Consider the following 23,278-nt stretch of genomic DNA (forward strand, 5'->3'; position numbering starts at 1 on the left):
AAGCGCTAAATGCGCGAGCGTTCCGCCTTGCTGTAGTTGCTGAAATGGCCCTCCGCGGCAGCGGCGCTGCGGGCGGTCTTGAGGAACTTGTCGGCCTTGGTGTCCGGCGCGATGCGCGCCACCTTCCGCTCCAGCGCCGCCGATCCGCAGGAGGCGCAGACGGGCGTGTCCGACGAGCGCACCAGCGCTTCGAAGTCGTGGTCGCAGGCGGTGCAGCGATAGGAGTAGAGCGGCATGGGAGTCCTCACACGGGTCGGGAACCAGGCGCACCCATCCTATCACGTAATTTTCTTATGGGTATAGCGCAGTGCAGCAACCGCACCCCGCCGCAGCGATCTGCGCTAGGATCGCTCAGCGATATGAAATGGAGGAACGGGTGATCTACGCCTTCAACGACAAGGTCCCGCAACTGTCGCCCGCCTGCTGGGTAGCTCCCAACGCCACCGTCGTCGGCGACATCCTGCTGGAGGAGGACGTGTCCGTCTGGTGGGGCGCGGTCATGCGCGCCGAGGAGGAGCGCATCCACATCGGCGCCGGCAGCAACGTCCAGGACAACGCCGTCCTCCACGTCGATCCCGGCTTCCCGCTGCTCATCGGCAGGAACGTGACCATCGGACATCTGGCGATGGTGCACGGCTGCACCGTCGGCGACGGCAGCCTGATCGGCATCGGCGCCACCGTCCTCAACGGCGCCCGCATCGGCCGCGATTGTCTGATCGGCGCCCACGCCTTCATCGCCGAGGGCAAGGAGATCCCCGACCGCTCGCTGGTGCTCGGCGCGCCGGGCAAGGTGGTGCGCACGCTGTCGGACGAGGATGTGGAGCGCATGCGCGCCCCCGCCGCCGTCTACCAGCAGCGGTGGAAGAGCTACGCCAAGGGGCTGCGCCCGATCACCGCCCCCGGCACCGCCCCCGGCCAGCCCTGACCGGAGCCGGCGTGGGGCGCCCTCAGGCTCCGGCGCCCCTGATGAAGAAGTACAGGGTCAGCCCCACGCCGATCGACACCACCACCCACTTCATCACGTCGCGGCTGACCCGCTTCGCGGCGTGGGCGCCGGCATAGCCGCCGGCGATGGCCGACACGGCCATGACGGCGGTTTCCGGCCAGGACACCGCGTCGGACAGGCAGAAGGCCGCCACAGCCGCGCCGTTCATCAGCGCGGCCAGCAGGATGCGCAGCCCGTTCATGGCGTGGATGTCGCGCAGGCCGAACAGGGTCAACGCCGCCAGCATCAGGAAGCCGATCCCGCCGCCGAAATAGCCGCCATAGATGGCGATGACGAACTGCACGACCAGAACGGAGCGACCACTCAGCCGCAGCCGGGCGGCCAGCGCCGGCATGAAGCTGCCGACCGCGAAGACCGCCGTCGCGAACAGCAGCAGCCAGGGCACCAGCCCGGCAAAGGCGCGATCCGGCGTGGTCAGCAGAAGGATCGCCCCGACCACCCCGCCGACCAGGCTGACCACCGAGAAGGCGGTGACGCTGACCTCCGTCACGCCGCGGATCTCGTTGCGGTAGGCCCAGGCGCTGGCCATCTGGCCGGGGAACAGGGCGACGGTGCTCGACACGTTGGCGCTGACCGGCGGCACTCCGGCAAACAGCAGCGCCGGGAAGGTGATGAAGGCCCCACCCCCGGCGACGGCGTTGAGAACGCCCGACGCGAACGCCGCGACCATCAGCAGCACCATGGCAAGCATCGCACCCCCACCGTCAGCTTTCCTATGTATTTGGCATGCCAGCTATCGTTGTGGGCACCCTGACAAACGCCATAGGAGGCGGGCAAGCGCCAAGGGTGTGGCCGCGCGGTTCGGCGACATCGTCACACAAAATGCGATTCCACTGATTGTTTGCTATATTAGCCATTGACGTGTCGTGGCATTTGGTATACCAAATATCCATCGCCTGCCACTGCCCGATGCCCAGGTGCCGCCGACGGCCTTCGACCGGCCCGACGCGGTTCCACCGGTCAAGCTCCGGTCCCCCGCGGGGGTCTCCGTGCAGGGCGCGCTTACGCAACCCGCTGTCTGGTGGAGGGCTCGCCATGAAAGTCGCCGACATTCTTCGGACCAAGGAATCCCGCGTCGTCACCGTCCGTTCCGGCGAAACCATCGAGGAGGCGATCCGGCTGATGCGGTCGGAGAACATCAGCGCCCTGGTGGTCAAGGACGTCTGCCGGACCGAGGGCAACGCCGTGGCCGGCATGCTGTCGGAACGCGACGTCGTCTACGCGCTGCTGGAGCGCGGCGCGTCGGTCCTGAAGACGCCGGTCTTCATGCTGATGTCGCGCGCACCGCAGACCTGCTCGCCCGACGACAGCCTCATCCATGCGCTGGAACTGATGGACCGGCACCATATCCGCCATCTGCCGGTGCTCGACGGCTCCACGCTGGTCGGTGTCGTCAGCGCCCGCGACTTCACCAAGCTCCAGCTCACCGAGATGGTCGCCCACACCCAGCCGCCGGCCCAGGAATCCCCGGTCTACGCCCACTGACCGCGGCCCGGCGGAAGCGAAAAGGCCCCAGCCAAAAGGCCCGTCGTCCCCTCGGACGGCGGGCCTTTCTTCATGGCCGCGAAACCGTCAATCGTCGGCTCCCTCGGCCCAGCGCAGCAGCAGCGCCACGGCTTCCGGCGGCTCGGGGCGGATCATCGGCACGCTGCCCAGGATCACATGGCCCGCCCCGCCGTCCACGGTGATGATCTCACCCGCCCGGACGGTCAGGTCGCCCACGGTCATCACGCCGGCCGCCGGATCGACGCGCAGCATGCGCGCTCCGGTGACGCAGGGCAGCCCCATGGCGCGGGCGACGGTGGCGGCGTGGCTGGTCGCTCCGCCGCGGGCGGTCACCACCGCGCAGGCCACCTGCATGCCGTGCACGTCGTGGGGAGAGGTTTCCGGGCGGCACAGCACAACCGCCACGCCCTCCGCCGCCAGCCGGACCGCCTCGTCCGACGTGAAGACCGCGGCACCCGTGGCAGCGCCGGAGGAGGCCGGCAGACCGCGGGCGATCACCTCGCGGGGCGCGTCCGGATCGGGGATGGGGCGCAGGCTGTCCGCCAGCGCCGGCAGGTCGGCGCGCCGCACCGCCTCGGCCCGCGAGATGATGCCGGCCTGCGCCATTTCCGTGGCGATGCGCACTCCCGCCTCCGGCGTCCGCTTGCCGGCACGAGACTGGAGGATGAACAGGCGCCCCTGCTGAACGGTGAACTCGATCTCCTGCATGTCGCCGAAATGGCGCTCCAGCCGGTCGGCGATGCGCCCCAGCTCGGCGAAGGCCTCGGGAGCGACCGCCTCAAGAGACGCGTCGGCGCCGGCCAGCGGCCCCGGCGTGCGCAGGCCGGACACGATGTCCTCACCCTGGGCGTCAGCCAGGAATTCGCCGCACAGCACGGCCTCGCCGGTGGAGGGATCGCGGCTGTGGGCGACGCCCGTGCCGGAGGCGCTGCCGCGGTTGCCGAACACCATCGCCTGCACGGTCGCCGCGGTGCTCCAATCGTCGGGAATGCCGTGCACCGCCCGGAAGGCCACGGCGCGGGCGTTGCTCCAGGAGCGGAAAATGGCCCCGATGGCGGCGAAGAGCTGGGTGCGCGCGTCCTGCGGGAAGGGCTCTCCCGCCTCGCGCTCAATCACCTCGCGGTAGGCAGCGGCCACGGCGCGCCAGTCGGCGGCGTTCAGGTCGGCGTCACGGGTCAGCCCACGCCCTTCCTTGTAGGCCTCCAGCGCCGCATCGAAGACGTGGGCGCCCACCCCCTGCACCACCGTGCCGTAGGTTTGGATCAGCCGGCGGTAGCAGTCATAGGCGAAGCGCGCGTCGCCGCTGCGCGCGGCCAGCCCCGTCACCGTCGCGTCGGTCAGGCCGAGATTCAGGATCGTGTCCATCATGCCGGGCATCGAGGCCCGTGCGCCCGACCGCACGGACACCAGCAGCGGGTTCTCCGACCCGCCGAAGCGGGTGCCCGCCACGGCTTCCAGCCGGGTCAGCGCCTCCTCCACCTGGGCCTTCAACCCGGCGGGAAAGCCACCCTGCCCGGCGCGGTGTCGGCGGCTGGCCTCCGCCACGATGGTAAAGCCAGGCGGCACCGGCACGCCCAGCCGTGCCATCTCGGCCAGCCCGGCGCCCTTGCCGCCCAGCTCCGCCAGCATGCCGCCGTGCCCTTCCGCCCCGCCGCCACCAAAGGCGTAGACCCACCGCTGCCCACCGGCTACCTGTCCTTTGGCCGCTGGCAACGCCGCGTGCCCGGCAACCACGGCGGCACCGACGGCGATGGCGCCGCTGGTGTCGGTGGAGCCTTGGATGATGGACTGGTGGAGCATGGACCTATCCTCGCGTCGGCGTGGTGTTCAGGCACCCTGTGGACATGAACGGAAAATTTCTCCGGTCAAACCGATATCTTATTTCCTTATAATGCCATCTTGCGAACTGAGTGCAATGCACAAATAGTCGCATTTGCGACGATAACGCTTCGGCGGCGAAAAAAGGCACGGGAAATTCCGCATAGCGGAATTTTAGGCGAATTGTTCACCAGAAATGCGCGACGCGAACCCCGGACGGCCTGGGCGCTCAGCCCAGCCGCGCCTGCTCCAGCGGAACTCGGGTCAGGGGGTAACCGAGACCTTCCGGGATGCACAACGCTGGCCCCTCGGGGGTGTCGGCGGGACGGGGCAGGATGGGGGTCAGGGGATGGAAGCGCGCGGCCTCTTCCATCGCGTGGCGGACCGTGCGGCAGCCGGCCAGACGCAGCAGGGTCATGCGGGTGGCGAAGACCAGCGACAGCCGTTCCGCCTCCGCCTCGGCCAGGATCGCCCGCGGCGTGCCCCAGAACCCGGCGACCGCCTCCACCCCATCGACCACGGCGGTCTGGCGCGGCGGCGCCTTGGCGAGGAAGAACAGGGTGTCGTAGCGCCGCCACACGCTCTCGGGCGTGACCCAGCGGGCGAAGGGCACCAGAGCCGCCACGTCCGGCGCCAGCCCCGCCGCCAGCAGCCGATCCAGGAAGGTCCCGCCCGACGCGCTGCGCAGCCCGTCGAGAAGGGCGGCATCCACCGTGCCACCGGTCAACAGCAGGCCGCATTCCTCGAACGCCTCGCGGATCGCGGCCATCCGCTGCGGCATGTCATCGGTCAGCGGCAACGACAGCTCCCGCCAGGGCAGCTCGCTGTCCTCCGCGTCCAGCCGCCCGCCGGGAAACACCGTGGCGCCGGGCGCAAAGCGAAGGTCGCGGTGGCGCTGGATCATGAAGACCTCCAGCCCGTCCACGCTGTCGCGCAAAAGGATCAGGCCGGCGGCGGAAAGCGGCTCGACAGGCGTGTTCATGGCATCGTCCTGGCTGATCGCGGGCGTCCAGTGTCTGCCCAGGGCTCACCCCCGGTCAAACCAACCGTGTGACTTCCCGCTATGTGGAAAAGCCATAGCGGCGGTTTGACCCCCGCCCCGCCCCGGTCGCAGCATCACCCCAAGCACCGCACAGTCACCGCCTAAAGTCATCGCCCTCTCAGGAGGCCCGCGCCATGCAGCGCAACCGCAGCACCAAGATCGTCGCCACTCTGGGGCCGGCCAGCTCGACCTACAGCCAGATTTTCGCCCTCGCCGAGGCCGGCGTGGATGTCTTCCGCCTGAACGCCAGCCACGGCACGCAGCGCGACCACGCCGAACGCTACCGCCAGATCCGCGCGGTCGAGGAGACGGTCGGGCGCCCCATCGGCGTGCTTCTCGATCTTCAGGGTCCGAAGCTGCGCGTCGGCACCTTCAAGGAGGTGGCGGTGATCCTGGCCGGCGGCGACCGCTTCCGCCTCGACCTCGACCCGACCCCCGGCGACCGCAGCCGCGTCTGCGTCCCGCATCCGGAGATCTTCGCCAGCCTGGAGCCGGGGCACGAGCTTCTGCTGAACGACGGGCGCATGCGCCTGCGCGTGCTGAGCTGCGGGCCGGACCACGCGGAGACCGAGGTCATGGTCGGCGGCACCCTGTCCGACCGCAAGGGCATGAACGTCCCCGGCACCACGCTGGCCCTCAGCGCCCTGTCGGAGAAGGACCGCAGCGACCTGCAGTTCGGCCTGACGCTGGGCGTGGACTGGATCGGCCTCAGCTTCGTGCAACGGCCCGAGGACATCCTGGAGGCGCGCGCCCTGATCGGCGACCGCGCCCACATCATGACCAAGGTGGAGAAGCCCGCCGCCCTGCCCCGGCTGGAGGAGATCATCGCCCTGTCGGACGCGGTGATGGTGGCCCGCGGCGACCTCGGCGTGGAACTGCCGCCCGAGGACGTGCCCGGCCTGCAGAAGCGGATGATCCGCCTGAGCCGCGCCGCCGGCAAGCCGGTGATCGTCGCCACGCAGATGCTGGAATCCATGATCACTGAGCCGACGCCGACGCGCGCCGAGGCGTCGGACGTGGCGACCGCCGTCTATGACGGGTCGGACGCCGTGATGCTGTCGGCGGAATCGGCATCGGGCAAGCATCCGGTGGAGGCCGTGGCGATGATGGACCGCATCATCCGCCGGGTCGAGCGCGATCCGCTCTACCGCCGCATCATGGACTCCGAGCATCCGAGCCCGGAGGCGACCACCCCGGATGCCCTGTCCGCCGCGGCGCGCCAGATCGCCGAGACCATCTCGGCCGCCGGCATCGCCACCTTCACCAGCACCGGCTCGACCGCGCGGCGCGCCTCGCGCGAGCGGCCGACCGTGCCGATCCTCGGCCTCAGCGCCGAACGCGGGACTGCCCGCCTGCTGTCGCTGGCCTGGGGCGTGCATCCGGTCTGGACCGCCGACGTGGCGAATTTCGCGGAGATGGTCGAGCGGGCGAGCCTCGTCGCCGCGCAGGAGGGCATCGGCGCCCCCGGCCAGTCCCTGATCGTGACGGCGGGTGTCCCCTTCGGAACGCCCGGCACCACCAACAGCCTGCGCGTGGTCACGATCGCCGCGAACGGTCTGAACAGCGCTTCCGAAACCGCCGCGGTCAAGACCCACGTGCCGGCCTGACCCTGTATCGGTGCCCTTCCCCCTCATCGGGGGCGGGGCACCTTCACTCCAGGAAATCGCAATGCTTCTCGACGTGCGCCGCCAGACCCAGCGTGTGGTCGCGGATCAGGTGTTCGGCCTGATCGACGTCGCGGCGTTCCAGCGCCTTGATGATTTCCTTGTGGTCGTTGATCGACCGCTCCGCCCGGTTGTCCTGACCGATGGTCAGCTTGCGGATCGCGCGGATGTGGATGAACAGGTTGTCGGTCATCTCCTGGATCAGCTTGGAGCCGCTGAGCCGGATGATGCTCTTGTGGAAGGCGATGTTGGCGTCGGAGTATTCGTTGACATGCTCCTTGGGGTTCCGCATCTCGAAGTTGCGGAACAGGTCCCACAGGGTGCGGATGTCCTCGTCAGTGGCCTGCGTCGCGACCATCCGACCGGCCATGCTCTCCAGCGCCGCCCAGACCTGGATCATCTCGACGATCTCGGCCTTGGTCTTACGGATGACGAAGATGCCCCGGCGCGGCTGGAGGCGGATGAACCCCTCCTGCTCCAGCAGGGTCAGCGCCTCGCGGATCGGCGTCCGGCTGACGCCCAGCAACTCGCTGAGCTGCCGCTCCTCAAGCCGGATCTCGTCGTTATGGTCGTAGATGTCCATTTGCGAGATGGCTTGCTTCAACGCATGGTACGCTTGGCTGCGGAAGGTCGTTCCGGTGTCGAGCGGCTGGACGTTGATCGGCGGAGGGTTCATGGTCGGCACCGTTCCTCAATGCTGGCCGTCCGGAAGCACCCCACTGTGCGCCGGCCCGGTCGTGCGAAAGGCATCGCATCGTTTTCGTATATGAGATACCAGATGCACATTTCGGGCTGAAAAGTCCAGGATTACGATAAAGATAGGGTGGCTCCGCCCGCCCCTCGTCCTTACGGTTGTCCGCCTTTCAATGCCTTGAGCAGATCGGGCAGGCGGTCCGGTGTCCGCATCGCCGTGCCCATGACCGCCACTCCGGCGGCTCCCGCGGCCAGACAGTCTCCAACAGTGCCCGACTCCACGCCGCCAAGCGCGATGATGGGCAGCGGAGCCTCCGCGGCCAAGCGTCTCAGCGCCTCCGTCCCGATCGGCGGGCCGTAGCCCGGCTTGCTCGGCGACGGAAAGACGGGCGACAGCGTGACGTAATCCGCCCCGCCCGCCACGGCCCGCCGAATCCCCTCCGCGTCATGGGTCGAGAGCCCGACCAAGGCGCCGGGGCCGAGCCGCCGCCGTGCGGCCGCCACATCGGCCCCCTCCGGCAGATGCACACCATCCGTACCGGCGGCCAGCGCCAGATCCGGATCGCCGTGCAGCGTGACCACCGCCCCCCAGGGCCGCGCCCGCTCCACCAGCGCATGCGCCAGGGCGATCTGCCGCGACTCGTCCAGATCCTTTTCGCGCAGCGACAGCCAACGCAGCCCGCCGGCGAACAGGCGCGCCGCCAGATCCGGCAGGGGCTGCGCCGCCTGCCGCCGGTCCGTAATCGCCAGGAGGCGGGGACTCGGGATCGCCATCATGCAACCACGATGACAGCGCCATCGGGACTGTGCAAGTGCAGCATAATTGTCCGCCGCGCCGTGAAGGACTGCCCCGTTCGGCGCGATTTCCATCACGCGGAAAGGATTCGCCAACACTTTGCCAATAGCCGCCCCGCTGATGAAAGCTCAATCCAACGCAACAGCGACCCGTTACGCGAGGGAGGAGACCAAGCCATGGCTAGGATGATGGCGATTGAAGCGGCGGTGCATGTCCTGGAAAAGGAAGGCGTGTCCGTTTGCTTTGGCGTCCCCGGAGCGGCCATCAATCCGTTCTACGCGGCGCTGCAACGCAACGGCCGCATCGGCCACGTTCTTGCGCGCCATGTCGAGGGCGCGTCGCATATGGCCGAGGGCTACACGCGCGCCAAGGCCGGCAACATCGGCGTCTGCATCGGCACCTCCGGCCCCGCCGGCACCGATATGATCACGGGCCTCTATTCGGCCTCCGCCGACTCCATTCCGATCCTGTGCATCACCGGCCAGGCGCCGCGCGCCCGCCTGCACAAGGAGGATTTCCAGGCCGTGGACATCCCGTCCATCGCCAAGCCGGTCGCCAAGTGGGCGGTCACCGTGCTGGAGCCGGGGCAGGTCCCCTACGCCTTCCAGCAAGCCTTCCACCTGATGCGCTCCGGCCGGCCCGGCCCGGTGCTGCTCGACCTGCCGATCGACGTGCAGATGGCCGAGATCGAGTTCGATCCCGACGCCTACGAGCCGCTGCCCACCTACAAGCCGGCGGCGACCCGAGCCCAGGTGGAAAAGGCGCTGGCCATGCTGAACGCGGCAGAGCGTCCGCTGCTGGTGGCCGGCGGCGGCATCATCAACGCCGACGCCAGCGACCGTCTGGTCGAGTTCGCCGAGATCGCCGGCCTGCCGGTCATCCCGACCCTGATGGCCTGGGGCGCCATTCCGGACGATCACCCGCTGATGGCCGGCATGGTCGGTTTGCAGACCGCCCACCGCTACGGCAACGCCGCCATGCTGGCGTCCGACTTCGTGCTGGGCATCGGCAACCGCTGGGCCAACCGCCACACCGGATCGGTCGACGTCTACACCAAGGGCCGCAAGTTCGTGCATGTGGACATCGAGCCGACCCAGATCGGCCGCGTCTTCGCGCCGGACCTGGGCATCGTGTCCGACGCCGGGGCGGCGCTCGACCTCTTCATCGAGGTGGCGAAGGAGTGGAAGGCCGCCGGCAAGCTGCGCGACTGGTCGGAGTGGGTGAAGACCTGCCAAGTCCGCAAGCGCTCCATGCTGCGCCGGTCCGACTTCGCCAACGTGCCGATCAAGCCGCAGCGCGTCTATCAGGAGATGAACAGCGCCTTCGGCGAGGACGTCTGCTACGTCTCGACCATCGGCCTGTCGCAGATCGCCGGCGCGCAGTTCCTGCACGTCTACAAGCCGCGCCATTGGATCAATTGCGGTCAGGCCGGCCCGCTCGGCTGGACCCTGCCGGCGGCGCTCGGCGTGCGGGTGGCCGATCCGAAGCGCAAGATCGTCGCGCTGTCCGGCGACTACGACTTCCAGTTCCTGATTGAGGAGCTGGCGGTGGGCGCCCAGTTCAAGCTGCCCTACATCCACGTCCTGGTGAACAACAGCTACCTCGGGCTGATCCGGCAGGCGCAGCGCGCCTTCCAGATGGACTTCCAAGTCCAGCTCTCCTTCGAGAACATCAACGCCCCGGAGATCGGCGTCTACGGCGTGGACCACGTCGCGGTGGCCGAGGGTCTGGGCTGCAAGGCCATCCGCGTCACCGACCCGGACAACCTGCAATCCGCCTTCGCGCAGGCGCAGCAGTGGATGGACGAGTTCCAGGTCCCGGTGGTCGTCGAGGTCATCCTGGAGCGCGTCACCAACATCGCCATGGGCACGGAGATCAACAACATCACCGAGTTCGAGGACGTGCTGGACGTGCCCGCGGACGAGCCGGAGCTGGTGCGGGTCTGATCGGGCGGTTGCCCCACCCTTCCCACTTCGTGGGTCCCCTCCCTCCCCCGCTTCGCAGGGGAGGGCCAAATTCCCTCCCCTGCGAAGCGGGGGAGGGTCAGGGTGGGGGCAAGCGGCTCCGCCAGATCCACAGTTCCGCAGGGTGAAAAAAGGCGGCTGTCGCGTTGACGCCTCCGCCATCACCCTCCGATCCTGAGCCAAACGGCCAAGCCTGTAACGAACATCCGGCCCGAAACGACCATCCGGGAGAGAGACATGCCCAAGTTCGCCGCCAACCTGACGATGCTCTACAACGAACTGCCCTTCCTCGACCGCTTCGCCGCGGCGGCGAAGGACGGCTTCACCGGCGTCGAGTATCTGTTCCCCTACGCCTTCGAGAAGGACGCGCTGGTCGAGCAGCTGGCCGCCAACCGGCTGACCCAGGTCCTGCACAACCTGCCGGCGGGCGACTGGGACGCGGGCGAGCGCGGCATCGCCGTCCTGCCGGACCGTGTGGGCGAGTTCCAGGACGGGGTGGGCCGCGCCATCGAATACGCCACGGCGCTGGGCTGCAAGCAGATCAACTGCCTCGCCGGCAAGGCCCCGGCGGGTGTGGCGGCGGATGCGCTGGAGCGCACCTTCGTCGACAACCTGTCCTTCGCCGCCAAGGCGCTGAAGCAGGCCGGCATCCGTTTCCTGATCGAGCCGATCAACACCCGCGACATTCCGGGCTTCTACCTGACCAACACCACGCAGGCGGAACGGATTCTCGAGGCCGTCGGCTCCGACAACCTCTTCATCCAGTACGACGTCTATCACATGCAGATCATGGAGGGCGACCTCGTCCCGACCATCCAGCGCCTGCTGCCGAAGATCGCGCATGTCCAGATCGCCGACAACCCTGGCCGCAACGAGCCGGGCACCGGCGAGATCAACTACCCCTTCGTCTTCGCGGCGCTCGACCGGATCGGCTACGACGGCTGGGTCGGCTGCGAGTACAAGCCGGCCAAGGGGACCAGCGAAGGGCTGGGCTGGATGCGCGCCGCCACCCCCGGCGAGACCGTAGCCGCCTGAGGGCCGCCGCCTAATGGCCGCCACCTGATCGCCCACCCCATTTCGACCGCCCGAACACAGAAGATTTGAGGACACAGCCATGAACGTTGGATTCATCGGTCTCGGCATCATGGGCCGCCCCATGGCCGGTCATCTGGCCGACGCCGGCCACACCCTGTTCGTCTACGACATCAACCCGGCTCCGGAAGACCTGCTCGCCAAGGGCGCCACGGCCTGCGGTTCCAGCCGCGAGGTGGCGCAGAAGGCCGACATCGTCTTCACGATGGTCCCCGACACCCCCCATGTGCAGGCCGCCCTGTTCGGCCCGAACGGCGTCGCCGAGGGGCTGTCCGCCGGCAAGATCGTCGTCGACATGTCCTCGATCTCCCCGATCGAGACCAAGGCCTTCGCCCAGCGCATCAACGAACTGGGCTGCGACTACCTCGACGCCCCGGTGTCCGGCGGCGAGGTCGGCGCCAAGGCCGCCTCGCTGACCATCATGGTCGGCGGTCCGGACAAGGCCTTCGAGACGGTGAAGCCGCTGTTCGAGAAGATGGGCAAGAACATCACGCTGGTCGGCGGCAACGGCGACGGCCAGACGACGAAGGTCGCCAATCAGATCGTCGTCGCCCTGACCATCGAGGCGGTGGGCGAGGCCCTGCTGTTCGCGTCCAAGGCCGGCGCCGACCCGGCGAAGGTCCGTCAGGCCCTGATGGGCGGCTTCGCCTCCTCGCGCATTCTGGAGGTGCACGGCGAGCGCATGGTGAAGCGCACCTTCGATCCGGGCTTCCGAATCGAGCTGCACCAGAAGGACCTGAACCTCGCCCTGTCCGGCGCCCGCGCGCTCGGTGTGTCGCTGCCCAACACGGCGACCTGCCAGGAGCTGTTCAACGCCTGCGCCGCCCAGGGCGGCAAGGCGTGGGACCACTCCGGCATGGTCCGCGCGCTGGAGCTGCTCGCCAACCACGAGATCGGCCAGAACCACCGCGTGACCGAACCCGCGGAGTGAGGTTGTTTCCTTCTCCCTCTCCCGCCCCGGGAGAGGGAGGGGGCCATGCGCCGCATGGGAGGGTGAGGGTGCCGCCAAGAACACGAGACTGATCCTCGTACGGCCCTCACCCGCCCGCTTCGCGGGCACCCTCTCTCATGATGTGAGAGGGATAAACGCCCTCCCCATTGCCCCCTGCGCCAAATTCGTTAGCATTCCCAGCACATGAGGACCGGCGCCGACGAACGGCGCGGCTCAGGGAAGGGACAGAACCGAACCATGACGACCACCGATCCCCGCGCGCTCCTGACCGACATGTTCCGCGCCGCCGTCGCTTCGGCGCAGCCGGCGCTGTGCGTGCCGCCGCATCTTCCGGAACCGCCGAAGGGCCGCACGGTCGTCGTCGGTGCCGGCAAGGCCGCGGCCTCCATGGCGAAGGCGGTTGAGGATCACTGGAAGGGTCCGCTGTCCGGTCTGGTCGTCACCCGCTACGGCCACAACGTGCCCTGCGAGCGGATCGAGGTGGTCGAGGCGTCGCACCCCGTCCCCGACGAGGCCGGCCAGCAGGCGGCAAAGCGCATCCTCGACATCGCCGCCTCGCTCGGCCCCGACGACCTGATGCTCTGCCTGATCTCCGGCGGCGGCTCCGCCCTGCTCGCCCTGCCCGCGCCCGGCATCTCCATGGCCGACAAGCAGGCGGTGTCCAAGGCGCTGCTCCGCTCCGGCGCGAACATCACCGAGATGAACTGCGTGCGCAAGCACCTGTCCGCCATCAAGGGCGGGCGACTGGCCGCGGCGACCAAGGCGCGGGTGGTCTCGCTGGTCATCTCCGACGTGCCGGGCGACGATCTGTCGGTGATCGCCTCCGGCCCCACCGTCCCCGACCCGACCAGCTACGCCGACGCGCTGGCCGTGCTGGAGAAATACGGGATCAGCCCGCCGCAGCCGGTCATGGACCATCTGCTGGCCGGGCGCGACGAGAGCCCGAAGCCCGGCGACCCGCGGTTGGAGCGCGTCAGCACGATCCTCGTCGCCACCCCGCAGATGGCGCTGGAGCGCGCGGCAGAGGTCGCCCGCAAGGCCGGCGTCACTCCGGTCATCCTCGGCAACGCGCTGGAGGGTGAGTCGCGCGAGGTGGCGCTCGTCCATGCCGGCATCGCCCGCCAGATCGTCGAGCACGACCAGCCGGCGGCCAAGCCCTGCGTCCTGCTGTCCGGCGGCGAGACCACGGTGACCGTGCGCGGCAAGGGCCGCGGCGGGCGCAACGCCGAGTTCCTGCTGGCGCTGACCGTGGCGCTGGACGGGATGAAGGGCGTGCATGCCCTGGCCGCCGACACCGACGGCATCGACGGGACGGAGGACAACGCCGGCGCCCTGCTCTCCCCCGACACGCTGGCCCGCGCCGCCGAGGCCGGCGTCAACGCCAAGGAACGGCTGGCCGACAACGACGGCTACAGCTTCTTCAGCGCGCTCGGCGACCTGCTGGTGACCGGGCCGACCCTGACCAACGTCAACGACTTTCGCGCGGTTCTGGTCGTGTAAGCGGTGGGGCGCCGCCGGCCGATTTGATATATCACTTACGGCCAGAGCGGCGCCCGCTCACGAAAATTTGTTGATGACTCCACGGATTATCCGCCACACTCACCGTCAAGGCATCACGAATATGGCGTCTGGCATGCCAACAGCATGCAGCCGGGCCGCCCCGTTCGAAGGATAAAGCGAAGCGGTCGGGCACCGAACGCACCCCGCGCGCGCCAGGACAAGAACGAGATAGCGGACCCATCCGGGAGGAACCATATGCGCCAAACCGGTGCGCAAAGCGCCCTGCCTGTCGGCGGGCGTTGGATGCAGTTGCTTGCCGGCGTCATCTGCATGTCGATGATCGCCAATCTGCAGTACGGATGGACCCTCTTCGTCGAACCCATCGACGACAAGCACGGCTGGGGCCGTGCGGCCATCCAGGTGGCCTTCACCATCTTCATCGTCACCGAAACATGGCTGGTGCCCGTCGAGGGCTGGTTCGTGGATCGCTTCGGCCCGCGGATCGTCGTGCTGTTCGGCTCGGTGCTCTGCGCCGCCTCCTGGGCGCTGAACGCGGTGGCGGACTCGCTGCTCGTGCTCTACGTCGCGGCGGCCATCGGCGGCATCGGGGCGGGCGCCGTCTACGGCACCTGCGTCGGCAACGCGCTGAAATGGTTTCCCGACCGGCGCGGTCTGGCCGCCGGCATCACCGCGGCGGGCTTCGGAGCCGGCTCCGCCCTGACGGTGGTGCCCATCGCCACGATGATCGAGACCTCGGGCTACGAGGCGACCTTCATGGCCTTCGGGCTGGGACAGGGGCTGGTGGTCTTCGCGCTCGCCTGGCTGCTGGTCGCCCCGCCGTCCGCTCCGCTCGCCCGCGGCGGCTTCGCCACCCCGCCCGCGCAGCGGCAATACACGCCGAGCCAGATGGTCCGCACGCCGGTCTTCTGGGTCATGTACGCCATGTTCGTGATGGTGGCCGGCGGCGGGCTGATGGCGACGGCCCAGCTCGGCCCGATCGCCCAGGATTTCGGGCTGGCCCACGCGCCGGTCAGCATCCTCGGCCTGACCCTGCCCGCCCTGACCTTCGCCCTGTCCATCGACCGGGTGCTGAACGGGCTGACGCGCCCCTTCTTCGGGTGGGTGTCCGACCACATCGGGCGCGAGAACACCATGTTCATCGCCTTCGCCATCGAGGCGGTGGGCATCGTCGCACTCAGCCTCTACGGCCGCGACCCGGTGGCCTTCGTGCTGCTGACCGGTCTGGTCTTCTTCGCCTGGGGCGAGATCTACAGCCTGTTCCCGGCCTGCTGTGCCGACACCTTCGGGTCGAAGTTCGCCGCCAGCAACGCCGGCCTGCTCTACACCGCCAAGGGCACGGCGGCGCTGCTGATCCCCTTCGCCAACATCATCGCCGACGCGACGGGAAGCTGGCACGCCGTCTTCCTACTGGCCGCCGCGGTCAACGCGCTGGCCGCCGTGCTGGCGCTGTTCGTCCTGCGCCCGATGCGGAATCGCATGGCCGCCGAATCGCTGGACGCGCGCAGCGGCCGGAGCGTGACGGCAACGCCCTGACGCTCTTTTCCCCGCTTGGGGAAGGAGCCGAAGCGAGGGGACGCCCGCGAGGGCGTCCCCTTTTCGATTCGGGAGGTCAGTCCGCCGCCTGCCCCTCCTCCAAATAAATCTCCCCGCCCTTGGCGCGGAAGCTCTCCGACATCTCGGCCATGCCGGAGTTGGCGTAGTCCCGCACCTCCTGCGTGATCTTCATCGAGCAGAACTTCGGCCCGCACATCGAACAGAAATGCGCGACCTTCGCCCCCTCCGCCGGCAAGGTCTGATCGTGGAAGCGCTCCGCCGTCTCAGGGTCGAGCGACAGGTGGAACTGGTCGCGCCAGCGGAACTCGAAGCGGGCGCGCGACAGGGCGTCGTCGCGTTCCTGGGCGCCGGGATGGCCCTTGGCGAGGTCAGCGGCGTGGGCGGCGATCTTGTAGGTGACCACGCCCACCTTGACGTCGTCGCGGTCCGGCAGCCCCAGATGCTCCTTCGGCGTGACGTAGCAGAGCATCGCCGTGCCGAACCAGCCGATCATGGCGGCGCCGATGGCGCTGGTGATGTGGTCGTAACCCGGCGCGATGTCCGTGGTCAGCGGCCCGAGCGTGTAGAAGGGCGCCTCGCCGCACAGCGCCAGCTGCTTGTCGACGTTGGCCTTGATCTTGTGCATGGGCACATGGCCCGGCCCCTCGATCATCACCTGCACATCGTGCTTCCAGGCGATCTTGGTCAGCTCGCCCAGCGTCTCCAGCTCGGCGAACTGGGCGGCGTCGTTGGCGTCGGCGATGGAACCGGGGCGCAAGCCGTCGCCCAGCGAGAAGGCGACGTCGTACGCCTTCATGATCTCGCAGATCTCCTCGAACCGCTCGTAGAGGAAGCTCTCGCGGTGGTGGGACAGGCACCATTTCGCCATGATCGAGCCGCCGCGCGACACGATGCCGGTGGTGCGCTTCGCGGTTAGCGGGATGTGCGCCAGACGGATGCCGGCGTGGATGGTGAAGTAATCCACCCCCTGCTCCGCCTGCTCGATCAGCGTGTCGCGGAAGATCTCCCAGGTCAGGTCCTCGGCCTTGCCGCCCACCTTCTCCAGCGCCTGATAGATCGGCACGGTGCCGATGGGGACCGGGCTGTTGCGCAGGATCCATTCACGGGTGGTGTGGATGTTGCGGCCGGTGGACAGGTCCATCACGGTGTCGGCGCCCCAGCGGATCGACCAGACCATCTTGTCGACCTCCTCCCCCACCGAGGACGCGACGGCGGAGTTGCCGATGTTCGCGTTGATCTTGGTGAGGAAGTTGCGGCCGATGATCATCGGCTCCGATTCGGGGTGGTTGATGTTGGACGGGATGATCGCCCGCCCGCGCGCCACTTCGTCGCGGACGAACTCCGGCGTCACATGGTCGGGGATGGAGGCGCCGAAATCGTCACCATCCCGCGCCGCCGCCTCGGCCAGCCGCTGGCGGCCCAGATTTTCGCGGACGGCGATGTACTCCATCTCCGGCGTGACGATGCCGGCGCGGGCGTAGGCCATCTGCGTGACCGTCCGGCCCGGCTTGCCGCGCAGCGGACGGCGCCCGGCGCGGTCGAAGACGGGCACGGCGCGCGTCTCGCCGACGCGCAGCCCGTCGTCCTCCGGACGGACCTCGCGGCCCTCATAGGCCTCGACGTCGCCGCGGGCCTCGATCCAGGAACGGCGCAGCTCCGCTAGGCCGCGGCGGATGTCGGTCTGCACCGCGGGATCGCTGTAGGGGCCGGAGGTGTCGTAGACGCGCACCGGCGGCTCGCCGCCGCCGACATGGATGTCGCGCATCGCCACGCGCAGGTCGGGGAAGCGCTCCCCGGCCACATGGACCTTGCTGGACGACGGCAGCGGGCCGGTCGTCACCGAGAAATGGTCGGACGGCGCGGCGTCTTTCGAAGCGGAGGGAAGAGTGTCGGGCATCTGCTGTGGATCTCCATCGCACATAGGATCGTTGGAGACCCGGGTGTGACGGAGCGGCAGAACGGACGACCGGAGCGGTCCCCATGGAGGGGTGCGCGATGGGGGTGCGCGTGACCGTGGCCCGTTTGTTCCTGTCCCTACGCCGGTACGACCCGGATCAGGTTCAAAGGGTTCGGCGCCTTACGGCATCATCTCAGCCCCGTGCTATGGGGCTCCCCTTGGAACGTCGCCATGCTGAACGATCCGCCCCACCCACGTCAATGCGATTCACAGCGCGATTCACGGCGAATCCCGCCCGATCAATGCGCTTGGCGCGTTTCTGGTATCCATTATCTGGTATACAAAATCCTATTGCGCAGCCTGAGCCGGGCCGCTATGCTGCATCACAACAACAAGAAGCAACATCCCCTCCCGAGTGCCCGGAGCCCGTCCCATGCTCGAATCCCAGATGATCGCCTTCGTCGCCCTGGCCGGACTGATGGGCCATGGCCTGACCCTGCTGATGCGGGAGGACGACGAGTGGAACGCCGATCCGCAGGACGAGCAGCCGGACGGTCTCTGGTCGTCGGACCGCTTCAACCAGTCCGGCGAGGGCCACAACCGTCCCTTCTTCCTGGAATGAAAGAAGGCCGCCGCGCGGGGTGCGCGCGGCGGCCGTCATTCGAGACAAGAAACCTGAAGCTTCGCGGGCCGATCAGTGGCCGGGCTGCACCGCCAGCCCACCCGCACCCTGCTGGGCGGCGAGTTCGGCGTTTCGGGCGTGATGCTTGCGCAACATGGGCCGCAGGACCGCGATGGCGCAGAAGGCCGCGATGAGGTCCATGGTGGCGCAGATGTAGAGCACGGTCGCCCAGGTGCCGGTGGCTTCCATCAGCAGGTTGCCCAGCGGGACCAGCAGGGCCGCGACGCCCTTGGCGCAGTACAGCACGCCGTAGATCTTCGCCGCATGCTTGGTGCCAAAGGTGTCCGCCGAAGTGGCGCTGAACAGGCTGTACACTTCGCCCCAGGCCAGGAACACCAGACCCGACAGGATCAGGAACATGATCGGGTCGTGGCCGAAGCGGCTGAGCATCAGGATGCCGAGGCCTTCGAAGGTGAAGGCGATGAACATGGTCGCTTCACGGCCGATGTGGTCGGAGACGAAGCCGAACAGCGGACGGGAGATGCCGTTCATCACGCGGTCGAGCATCAGCGCGAAGGGCAGAGCCGCCATGGTGATGCCGAACAGGCTGATCGGGGCTTCCTTCACGCCCAGATCGTGGGCGATCACGCCGAGCTGGGCCACCGCCATCAGACCGCCCGAGACGGTGCAGATGAACATGAGCATCATGACCCAGAAGACCGGCGTCTGCAGCGCTTCCTTGAGCGTGTAGTCGCGGCGGGACTGCAGAACCTTGGTCGAGGCCTTGACCTGATCCTTCTGCGGAGCGCGCAGGAAGAAGGCGGCGATGAGGATGATCGTGCCCTGCAGCAGGCCGAACCAGAAGAAGGTCGCCTGATAGCCCGAGGAGTGGATCATGTTGGCGATCGGCAGGATCGTCACGGCCGAGCCGGCGCCGTAGCCGCCCGCGGTCAGGCCGACGGCGAGGCCGCGCTTGTCCGGGAACCACTTCAGGGCGCTGTTGACGCAGGTGGCGTAGACGCAGCCGACGCCGATGCCGCCGATGGCCGAACCGACATAGAGCATGCCGAGCGAGCCGGCATAGCTGTCGATGATCCAGGAGAGGCCGGTCATCACGCCGCCGAAGGCGACGATGGCGCGGGGGCCGTAGCGGTCGATGAAGTAGCCTTCGATGGGGGTCAGCCAGGTCTGGACGACGACGAAGACGGTGAAGGCGGTCTGGATCGAAGCGCGGGTCCAGCCATGGGTGGCCTGGATTTCCGGCACGAAGAGCGTCCAGGCATACTGGATGTTGGCCGCGGCCACCATGCAGACGATGCCGACGACGATCTGCATCCAGCGCGCGCCTTCGGAAATGGGCGCCTGCGAGCCGCCGGAACTGTTAAACGCTGGCCTCTGGGATTCTGTCGATCCAACCATCATTCCCTCCCGTGGGATTGCGACGCTTTGATACCGGGCATGAGGGTCCCCTTGAGCCGACGAGGCGGTGTCCGAGCGAACGTCCGCATCGCCGCGTCATGGGCGGCCTTGTTCCGTGCCGATGTGAGTCATGGTTCAATGATGAGCTGGAGAGCCGGTCACGCCGTCCCTGCGTTCGTGGCGCTCCAGATACGGCATATGGTATGCCAGAGACATGATTGTTGGCAACACGAACTTTTGGCGCGTTGCGCTTTTCATCCAAAAATTTTCCGGGCTTTCGAAATCCGCGCAGCCGGAAGGGTCAGCCCCACCTTGCGGGCGGGGCTTCGTGGCCTTCTCGCGATTGGATGAGCGAGGCGCCGACCGTCGGCTTCAGACGGCCGCGGACGCGGCGCGGGACGAGGCCGTGACGGCAAGCGCCGCGATGGCCGCCGCCAGCGGCACGAAGGACACCCAGAGCACCGAATCCCAGCCGAACGCCGCCAGCAGTCCGCCGGACGCGAAGGACCCCACCGCCATCGTGCCGAACACGATGAAGTCGTTGAGCGATTGCACCTGGGTCTTCTCTTCCGGCCGATGGCACTCCAGAACGAGCGCGGAGGCCCCGAGGAAGCCGAAGTTCCAGCCGACGCCCAGCAGGATCAGGCTGACCCAGAAATGCGCCACGCCGATGCCCCCCAGCCCGACCACAGCGGAGGCGGCGATCAGGCCCAGCCCGGCGAACACGATGCGCGACGCGCCGAACCGCTCGACCAGACGCCCGGTGACGAAGCTCGGGGCGTACATAGCGATGACGTGCCATTGCAGGCCGAGGTTGGACACCTCCTGCGACAGGCCGCACAACCGCATCGCCAGCGGGGCGGCGGTCATGATGAAGTTCATCAGAAGGTAGGAGACGACTCCGCACAGCGCGGCGGTGATGAATCGCGGCTGGCGGACGATGATGCCGAGCGGGCGGCCTCCGGCGGCTTCGGCGGCGGTCGGCATGGGCAGCCGCACGCCGGCCAGCACCAGCGCGGACAGCGCCGCCACGGCGGCCTGGGCGAGGAAGGTCGCCAGGAACAGATGCGGCGGCCAGACGTCCATCGTGAGGGTGACGAGCTGCGGCCCGATGACCCCGGCGAACACCCCGCCGGCCATCACCGCCGACATGGCCCGCGGGCGCCGTTCCGGTTCGACGCAATCGGTCGCGGCGAAGCGGAAGGACAGGACCACGGCGGCGTAGGCGCCCCCGGGAATCATCGCCGCGCAGAACAGCCAGAAGCTCCCCAGAATCACCGCCAGAGCGGACAGCAGCCCGACGAGCACACCGCAGCCCGTCCCCGCCAGGAAGGCGGCGCGCCGCCCGTGCCGCCGGGCGATGGCACCGGCGGGAATGGTGCAGACCGCCATGCCCACGACGAAGACGGAGAGCGGCATCGTGGCCAGCGCCGGGCTCGGCGCCAGCGTGTTCCCGACGATGGCCCCCGTCGCATAGACGACCACAGCGTTGGCGCCGGCCAGCGCCTGCGCGGTCGCCAGCCGCAGAACGTTCGCCGTCCCGTGAGGGTAAAGGCCCTGTGCATGAGGGGTGGGGTCGGCTTGGCTCATATCGGTGTCCGGGAATCGTTCGGTGATGGTTGCCCCACACCTACCGACCCGCCATCATGAATAAAAATGGTATGTTCTCATGATTGGATGAATGGGGATCATGAATGCTTGACCGCCAGATTCTCGCGATCCTGCGGGAGGTGGATCGGGCGGGCAGCGTCACCGCCGCCGAACGCCTGAACCTCAGCCAGTCGGCGCTGAGCCACACGGTGCGCAAGTTCGAGGAGCGCTGCGGCGTGGAGATCTGGATGAAGAAGGGGCGCAGCCTCCGTTTCACCCAGGCCGGGCAGCATCTTCTGTCTCTGGCGCAGCGCCTGTTGCCGCAGTTCGAGCACGCCGAACGGGTTCTCGCCGACTTCGCGGCGGGACGCCGCGGCGCGCTGCGGGCGGGCATGGAATGCCACCCATGCCAAGCCTGGCTGATGCGGATGACCGCCCGCTACCTCACGCAATGGCCGGACGTGGATGTCGACGTCCGCACCGCCTTCCGTTTCGACGGCTTGGCGGCGCTGCTCGACAACGAGATCGATCTGCTGGTCACGCCCGACCCCATCGAAACCCCCGACGTGCTGTTCACGCCAGTCTTCGACTATGAGCTGGTCCTCGTGGTGCATGGGGCGCATCCGCTTGCCGCGCGCGGCGTGGCGCGGCCCGAGGACCTGCGCGCGGAGGAGCTGATCACCGTCCCGGTCGGCCTGGAGCGGCTGGACGTCTACACCCGCTTCCTCGTCCCGGCGCACTGCCGGCCGCTCCGCCACAAGACGGCGGAGACGACCGACCTGATGCTCCAGCTCGTCGCCGCCCGGCGTGGGGTCACCGTCCTGCCGGACTGGCTGGTGCGGGAGGACGGTGCCGGCCTGCCCGTCCGCTGCGTGCGGCTGGGGAACGAAGGGATCGGCAAGAGCATTCATCTCGGCGTGCGCCGCGGCGAGGAGAGCGTGGATTACATCGCCGGCTTCCTTGCCCTCGCGCGAGCAGCGGATCAATAAGCAAGTGAGCAAAAAAATGGCCGTGCTGTTTCCAGCACGGCCAGTGATTTCGAGAGGCTCGCATAAATGCAGAGCAACAACCCGCCCGATACAAAGGGTGAAGCACCCTGTGCAAGAACAAGATGGCTGGTCAGACCACTCGCCGCAATGCCTCTTTTTCAGCTTTCCACATTGCGGAAACAGTCCCCTTCCCTGACCGAATACACAACAAAGAAGACCGCGCCGTTGCCGGCGCGGCCAGTCACTTCGGGGAAACACCACTGCGAAGAAAACAGATCAGCCCTTGAAGACCTTGAGCATGGTGGAACCCAGGCTCGCGGGGCTGTCGGCGACGGCGATGCCGACGGACTTCATGAACTCGATCTTGAAGTCCGCGGTGTCGTTGCCGCCGGAGATCACCGCGCCGGCGTGGCCCATGCGGCGGCCCGGAGGCGCGGTGCGCCCGGCGATGAAGCCGACGACCGGCTTCCTGGTCCCGGAGTCGCGGATGAACTCCGCGCCCTTGACCTCGGCGTCGCCGCCGATCTCGCCGATCATGATGATGCCCTCGGTCTCCGGGTCCTTCAGGAACAGCTCCAGGCTGTCCACGAAGTTCGTCCCGTTCACCGGGTCGCCGCCGATGCCGATGCAGGTCGTCTGGCCGAGACCCGCCGCGGTGGTCTGCGCCACCGCCTCGTAGGTCAGCGTGCCCGAGCGCGAGACGATGCCGATCTTGCCGCGCTTGTGGATGTGGCCCGGCATGATGCCGATCTTGCACTCGTCGGGCGTGATGATGCCCGGGCAGTTCGGCCCGATCAGACGGGTCTTGGAATTGCCCAGCGCCCGCTTGACGCGCACCATGTCGAGCACCGGGATGCCCTCGGTGATGCACACCACCAGCGGGATCTCGGCGTCGATCGCCTCCAGGATGGCGTCGGCGGCGAAGGGCGGCGGCACGTAGATGACGCTGGCGTTGGCGCCGGTCTTCTCGACCGCGTCGGCCACCGTGTCGAAGACCGGCAGGTCGAGGTGCTTGGTGCCGCCCTTGCCCGGGGTGACGCCGCCGACCATCTTGGTGCCGTAGGCGATCGCCTGCTCGGAATGGAAGGTGCCCTGGGCTCCGGTGAAGCCCTGGCAGATCACCTTCGTGTTCTTATCGACGAGAACAGCCATC

At 68.2% G+C, this 23,278-nt stretch carries 20 protein-coding genes and 1 riboswitch; of the genes, 10 read left to right on the forward strand and 10 right to left on the reverse strand.

All coding sequences use genetic code 11. The features are described 5' to 3' along the window. Positions 1-5: 5 nt before the first annotated feature. On the reverse strand, positions 6-236 hold the full coding sequence (locus Sp245p_RS09170; protein ID WP_014240299.1) for an FmdB family zinc ribbon protein: 231 nt from the start codon (positions 234-236) through the stop codon (positions 6-8). Positions 237-376: 140 nt separating this feature from the next. On the opposite strand from Sp245p_RS09170, the gene Sp245p_RS09175 reads away from it, so the two are divergent. Next, a complete protein-coding gene (locus Sp245p_RS09175) occupies positions 377-925 on the forward strand; it encodes a gamma carbonic anhydrase family protein (protein ID WP_244439279.1) in 549 nt (182 codons plus the stop codon). A 22-nt stretch (positions 926-947) separates the two neighbouring features. Here Sp245p_RS09175 and Sp245p_RS09180 read toward each other — a convergent pair whose 3' ends face one another. Beyond that, entirely contained in the window at positions 948-1,697 is a 750-nt protein-coding gene (locus tag Sp245p_RS09180) for a sulfite exporter TauE/SafE family protein (RefSeq protein WP_014240297.1), read from the reverse strand. A 344-nt stretch (positions 1,698-2,041) separates the two neighbouring features. Here Sp245p_RS09180 and Sp245p_RS09185 point away from each other — a divergent pair, with 344 nt between their 5' ends. Beyond that, positions 2,042-2,491: a CBS domain-containing protein gene (locus Sp245p_RS09185; RefSeq protein WP_014240295.1), complete on the forward strand. Its 450-nt coding sequence runs from the start codon at positions 2,042-2,044 to the stop codon at positions 2,489-2,491. 87 nt (positions 2,492-2,578) lie between these two features. Here Sp245p_RS09185 and Sp245p_RS09190 read toward each other — a convergent pair whose 3' ends face one another. Beyond that, the gene (locus tag Sp245p_RS09190) at positions 2,579-4,312 is read right to left on the reverse strand and encodes a PEP/pyruvate-binding domain-containing protein (protein WP_014240294.1); all 1,734 of its coding nucleotides are present in this window, start codon (positions 4,310-4,312) and stop codon (positions 2,579-2,581) included. A 247-nt stretch (positions 4,313-4,559) separates the two neighbouring features. Beyond that, positions 4,560-5,312: an NUDIX hydrolase gene (locus tag Sp245p_RS09195; RefSeq protein ID WP_014240293.1), complete on the reverse strand. Its 753-nt coding sequence runs from the start codon at positions 5,310-5,312 to the stop codon at positions 4,560-4,562. 194 nt (positions 5,313-5,506) lie between these two features. On the opposite strand from Sp245p_RS09195, the gene pyk reads away from it, so the two are divergent. After that, complete coding sequence (gene pyk, locus Sp245p_RS09200; protein ID WP_109138471.1) at positions 5,507-6,979, forward strand: pyruvate kinase; 1,473 nt, start codon at positions 5,507-5,509, stop codon at positions 6,977-6,979. A gap of 43 nt (positions 6,980-7,022) precedes the next feature. Here pyk and Sp245p_RS09205 read toward each other — a convergent pair whose 3' ends face one another. Both Sp245p_RS09205 and Sp245p_RS09210 read right to left on the reverse strand, forming a co-directional pair. Next, positions 7,023-7,712 (reverse strand): GntR family transcriptional regulator, encoded by a 690-nt coding sequence (locus tag Sp245p_RS09205; protein ID WP_014240292.1) that lies wholly within the window; start codon positions 7,710-7,712, stop codon positions 7,023-7,025. Between the two features lie 170 nt (positions 7,713-7,882). Continuing rightward, positions 7,883-8,506 (reverse strand): thiamine phosphate synthase, encoded by a 624-nt coding sequence (locus tag Sp245p_RS09210; RefSeq protein ID WP_014240291.1) that lies wholly within the window; start codon positions 8,504-8,506, stop codon positions 7,883-7,885. Between the two features lie 195 nt (positions 8,507-8,701). Here Sp245p_RS09210 and gcl point away from each other — a divergent pair, with 195 nt between their 5' ends. The 5 genes from gcl to oxlT (Sp245p_RS09235) all read left to right on the forward strand — a co-directional run bounded on the left by gcl (position 8,702) and on the right by oxlT (Sp245p_RS09235) (position 15,587). Further along, positions 8,702-10,471: a glyoxylate carboligase gene (gcl, locus tag Sp245p_RS09215; RefSeq protein WP_014240289.1), complete on the forward strand. Its 1,770-nt coding sequence runs from the start codon at positions 8,702-8,704 to the stop codon at positions 10,469-10,471. A gap of 255 nt (positions 10,472-10,726) precedes the next feature. Further along, complete coding sequence (hyi, locus tag Sp245p_RS09220) at positions 10,727-11,524, forward strand: hydroxypyruvate isomerase (RefSeq protein ID WP_014240288.1); 798 nt, start codon at positions 10,727-10,729, stop codon at positions 11,522-11,524. Between the two features lie 79 nt (positions 11,525-11,603). Beyond that, on the forward strand, positions 11,604-12,512 hold the full coding sequence (gene glxR, locus Sp245p_RS09225) for a 2-hydroxy-3-oxopropionate reductase (RefSeq protein ID WP_014240287.1): 909 nt from the start codon (positions 11,604-11,606) through the stop codon (positions 12,510-12,512). A gap of 258 nt (positions 12,513-12,770) precedes the next feature. Further along, positions 12,771-14,033, forward strand: coding sequence for a glycerate kinase type-2 family protein (locus tag Sp245p_RS09230; protein ID WP_014240286.1), 1,263 nt, complete (start codon positions 12,771-12,773; stop codon positions 14,031-14,033). Positions 14,034-14,288: 255 nt separating this feature from the next. Then, positions 14,289-15,587, forward strand: a complete 1,299-nt coding sequence (gene oxlT / locus Sp245p_RS09235) for an oxalate/formate MFS antiporter (RefSeq protein ID WP_014240285.1) — start codon at positions 14,289-14,291, stop codon at positions 15,585-15,587. A gap of 76 nt (positions 15,588-15,663) precedes the next feature. On the opposite strand, the gene thiC is transcribed toward oxlT (Sp245p_RS09235), so the two are convergent. Further along, on the reverse strand, positions 15,664-17,505 hold the full coding sequence (gene thiC / locus Sp245p_RS09240; protein WP_014240284.1) for a phosphomethylpyrimidine synthase ThiC: 1,842 nt from the start codon (positions 17,503-17,505) through the stop codon (positions 15,664-15,666). Between the two features lie 116 nt (positions 17,506-17,621). Then, positions 17,622-17,734: riboswitch (TPP riboswitch) on the reverse strand. Positions 17,735-17,938: 204 nt separating this feature from the next. On the opposite strand from thiC, the gene Sp245p_RS09245 reads away from it, so the two are divergent. Next, a complete protein-coding gene (locus tag Sp245p_RS09245) occupies positions 17,939-18,127 on the forward strand; it encodes a hypothetical protein (protein ID WP_014240283.1) in 189 nt (62 codons plus the stop codon). A gap of 72 nt (positions 18,128-18,199) precedes the next feature. On the opposite strand, the gene oxlT (Sp245p_RS09250) is transcribed toward Sp245p_RS09245, so the two are convergent. After that, the gene (gene oxlT, locus Sp245p_RS09250) at positions 18,200-19,462 is read right to left on the reverse strand and encodes an oxalate/formate MFS antiporter (protein ID WP_109138472.1); all 1,263 of its coding nucleotides are present in this window, start codon (positions 19,460-19,462) and stop codon (positions 18,200-18,202) included. Between the two features lie 456 nt (positions 19,463-19,918). Further along, on the reverse strand, positions 19,919-21,136 hold the full coding sequence (locus tag Sp245p_RS09255; RefSeq protein WP_109138473.1) for an MFS transporter: 1,218 nt from the start codon (positions 21,134-21,136) through the stop codon (positions 19,919-19,921). 104 nt (positions 21,137-21,240) lie between these two features. On the opposite strand from Sp245p_RS09255, the gene Sp245p_RS09260 reads away from it, so the two are divergent. Continuing rightward, positions 21,241-22,125: a LysR family transcriptional regulator gene (locus Sp245p_RS09260; protein ID WP_109138474.1), complete on the forward strand. Its 885-nt coding sequence runs from the start codon at positions 21,241-21,243 to the stop codon at positions 22,123-22,125. 276 nt (positions 22,126-22,401) lie between these two features. Here Sp245p_RS09260 and sucD read toward each other — a convergent pair whose 3' ends face one another. Then, positions 22,402-23,277, reverse strand: coding sequence for a succinate--CoA ligase subunit alpha (gene sucD, locus Sp245p_RS09265; RefSeq protein ID WP_109138475.1), 876 nt, complete (start codon positions 23,275-23,277; stop codon positions 22,402-22,404). Position 23,278: the final 1 nt, after the last annotated feature.

It is taken from the genome of Azospirillum baldaniorum (assembly GCF_003119195.2).
GTDB classification, from domain to species: Bacteria; Pseudomonadota; Alphaproteobacteria; order Azospirillales; family Azospirillaceae; genus Azospirillum; species Azospirillum baldaniorum.

Coding starts and splice junctions, on each gene's coding strand:
- Sp245p_RS09205 (WP_014240292.1), bottom strand. CDS start 7,712: ATGAACCCTCCGCCGATCAACGTCCAGCCGCTCGACACCGGAACGACC.
- hyi (WP_014240288.1), top strand. CDS start 10,727: ATGCCCAAGTTCGCCGCCAACCTGACGATGCTCTACAACGAACTGCCC.
- pyk (WP_109138471.1), top strand. CDS start 5,507: ATGCAGCGCAACCGCAGCACCAAGATCGTCGCCACTCTGGGGCCGGCC.
- Sp245p_RS09170 (WP_014240299.1), bottom strand. CDS start 236: ATGCCGCTCTACTCCTATCGCTGCACCGCCTGCGACCACGACTTCGAA.
- oxlT (WP_014240285.1), top strand. CDS start 14,289: ATGCGCCAAACCGGTGCGCAAAGCGCCCTGCCTGTCGGCGGGCGTTGG.
- glxR (WP_014240287.1), top strand. CDS start 11,604: ATGAACGTTGGATTCATCGGTCTCGGCATCATGGGCCGCCCCATGGCC.
- Sp245p_RS09255 (WP_109138473.1), bottom strand. CDS start 21,136: ATGAGCCAAGCCGACCCCACCCCTCATGCACAGGGCCTTTACCCTCAC.
- thiC (WP_014240284.1), bottom strand. CDS start 17,505: ATGCCCGACACTCTTCCCTCCGCTTCGAAAGACGCCGCGCCGTCCGAC.
- Sp245p_RS09260 (WP_109138474.1), top strand. CDS start 21,241: ATGCTTGACCGCCAGATTCTCGCGATCCTGCGGGAGGTGGATCGGGCG.
- Sp245p_RS09195 (WP_014240293.1), bottom strand. CDS start 5,312: ATGAACACGCCTGTCGAGCCGCTTTCCGCCGCCGGCCTGATCCTTTTG.
- gcl (WP_014240289.1), top strand. CDS start 8,702: ATGGCTAGGATGATGGCGATTGAAGCGGCGGTGCATGTCCTGGAAAAG.
- Sp245p_RS09180 (WP_014240297.1), bottom strand. CDS start 1,697: ATGCTTGCCATGGTGCTGCTGATGGTCGCGGCGTTCGCGTCGGGCGTT.
- Sp245p_RS09245 (WP_014240283.1), top strand. CDS start 17,939: ATGCTCGAATCCCAGATGATCGCCTTCGTCGCCCTGGCCGGACTGATG.
- Sp245p_RS09230 (WP_014240286.1), top strand. CDS start 12,771: ATGACGACCACCGATCCCCGCGCGCTCCTGACCGACATGTTCCGCGCC.
- Sp245p_RS09210 (WP_014240291.1), bottom strand. CDS start 8,506: ATGATGGCGATCCCGAGTCCCCGCCTCCTGGCGATTACGGACCGGCGG.
- Sp245p_RS09190 (WP_014240294.1), bottom strand. CDS start 4,312: ATGCTCCACCAGTCCATCATCCAAGGCTCCACCGACACCAGCGGCGCC.
- Sp245p_RS09185 (WP_014240295.1), top strand. CDS start 2,042: ATGAAAGTCGCCGACATTCTTCGGACCAAGGAATCCCGCGTCGTCACC.
- sucD (WP_109138475.1), bottom strand. CDS start 23,277: ATGGCTGTTCTCGTCGATAAGAACACGAAGGTGATCTGCCAGGGCTTC.
- oxlT (WP_109138472.1), bottom strand. CDS start 19,462: ATGCAGATCGTCGTCGGCATCGTCTGCATGGTGGCCGCGGCCAACATC.